This is a genomic window from Sphingobacterium chungjuense (assembly GCF_011316935.1).
GTDB classification, from domain to species: Bacteria; Bacteroidota; Bacteroidia; order Sphingobacteriales; family Sphingobacteriaceae; genus Sphingobacterium; species Sphingobacterium chungjuense.
Map to the genome: position 1 here is coordinate 1 of NZ_WLYS01000011.1, position 2,005 is coordinate 2,005.

Annotated in this window: 1 tRNA gene and 1 rRNA gene; both read right to left on the reverse strand. The window is 47.7% G+C overall.

Annotated elements, in window-relative coordinates:
* Nucleotides 1-5 precede the first annotated feature (5 nt).
* Nucleotides 6-79: transfer RNA gene (locus GKO22_RS16490), tRNA-Ile, on the reverse strand.
* Nucleotides 80-231: 152 nt separating this feature from the next.
* Nucleotides 232-1,759: ribosomal RNA gene (locus tag GKO22_RS16495) — 16S ribosomal RNA — on the reverse strand.
* Nucleotides 1,760-2,005 lie beyond the last annotated feature (246 nt).

Sequence of the window (2,005 nt, forward strand, 5' to 3'; positions counted from 1 at the left end):
TAATGTAGTCCCGAGCAGATTTGAACTGCTGACCCCTACATTATCAGTGTAGTGCTCTAACCAACTGAGCTACGGGACTAGCTATATCTTCTTTTCTACCTCGGTAATAACATGAATGAACCCCTATACTATGGGGACAGGTACTGTATTTCCTATCGTTTCTATTCTTTCTTCTTTTTAAATTAAAGTAATGTCATGTGCGTGGTAAGCAATACGTTTCCGCATCTCTAGAAAGGAGGTATTCCAGCCGCACCTTCCGGTACGGCTACCTTGTTACGACTTAGCCCCAATTATCGGTTTTGCCCTAACACGCTCCTTGCGGTTACATGCTTTAGGCACCCCCAACTTTCATGGCTTGACGGGCGGTGTGTACAAGGCCCGGGAACGTATTCACCGCGTCATTGCTGATACGCGATTACTAGCGAATCCAACTTCACGGGGTCGAGTTGCAGACCCCGATCCGAACTGTGACCGACTTTTCGAGATTCGCATCCTGTTGCCAGGTAGCTGCCCGCTGTATCGGCCATTGTAGCACGTGTGTAGCCCCGGACGTAAGGGCCATGATGACTTGACGTCGTCCCCACCTTCCTCTCCGTTTGCACGGGCAGTCTGTTTAGAGTCCCCACCTTAACGTGCTGGCAACTAAACATAGGGGTTGCGCTCGTTGCGGGACTTAACCCAACACCTCACGGCACGAGCTGACGACAGCCATGCAGCACCTAGTTTCCTGTCCCGAAGGACTGATCTATCTCTAGATCATTCAGTAACTTTCAAGCCCGGGTAAGGTTCCTCGCGTATCATCGAATTAAACCACATGCTCCTCCGCTTGTGCGGGCCCCCGTCAATTCCTTTGAGTTTCACCCTTGCGGGCGTACTCCCCAGGTGGATAACTTAACGCTTTCGCTAAGACGCTAACTGTATATCGCTAACATCGAGTTATCATCGTTTAGGGCGTGGACTACCAGGGTATCTAATCCTGTTTGATCCCCACGCTTTCGTGCATCAGTGTCAATCCATGTTTAGACAGCTGCCTTCGCAATCGGTGTTCTGAGACATATCTATGCATTTCACCGCTACTTGTCTCATTCCGCCATCTTCAACATAATTCAAGCTTAACAGTATCAAAGGCACTGCATCGGTTGAGCCGATGTCTTTCACCCCTGACTTATTAAGCCACCTACGCACCCTTTAAACCCAATAAATCCGGATAACGCTTGGATCCTCCGTATTACCGCGGCTGCTGGCACGGAGTTAGCCGATCCTTATTCTTTAGGTACATTCAGCTCCTTACACGTAAGAAGGTTTATTCCCTAACAAAAGCAGTTTACAACCCATAGGGCAGTCATCCTGCACGCGGCATGGCTGGTTCAGGCTTGCGCCCATTGACCAATATTCCTTACTGCTGCCTCCCGTAGGAGTCTGGTCCGTGTCTCAGTACCAGTGTGGGGGATTCTCCTCTCAGAGCCCCTAGACATCGTCGCCTTGGTAAGCCGTTACCTTACCAACTAGCTAATGTCACGCGAGCCCATCCATATCCTATAAATATTTAAATACATCAACATGTGTTAGCGTATTATTATGCGGTGTTAATCCGAATTTCTTCGGGCTATCCCCCTGATATGGGTAGGTTGCTCACGCGTTACGCACCCGTGCGCCACTCTCAAATCGGGTAGCAAGCTACCCTCAGATCCCGTTCGACTTGCATGTATTAGGCCTGCCGCTAGCGTTCATCCTGAGCCAGGATCAAACTCTCCATTGTAAAATGAATTGTTCGACACCTAACTATTTATAAAAATAATTAGAAATTGTCTTTTTTTAATATCTAATCCGGAATCGTATTTTTTATTCTAGCTTCATCTTTTCTTCGTGACTTTCGCCGCTTCTAAAATTCAAAAGCTAAACTACTCACCACGCATCATGATCATTTCTTTAAAGAACTTTCTCGCCGCCGCATCGCGCTTTGGCCTTGTATATCTTATCCTTTCGGACTTGACTTTCTTTTTTT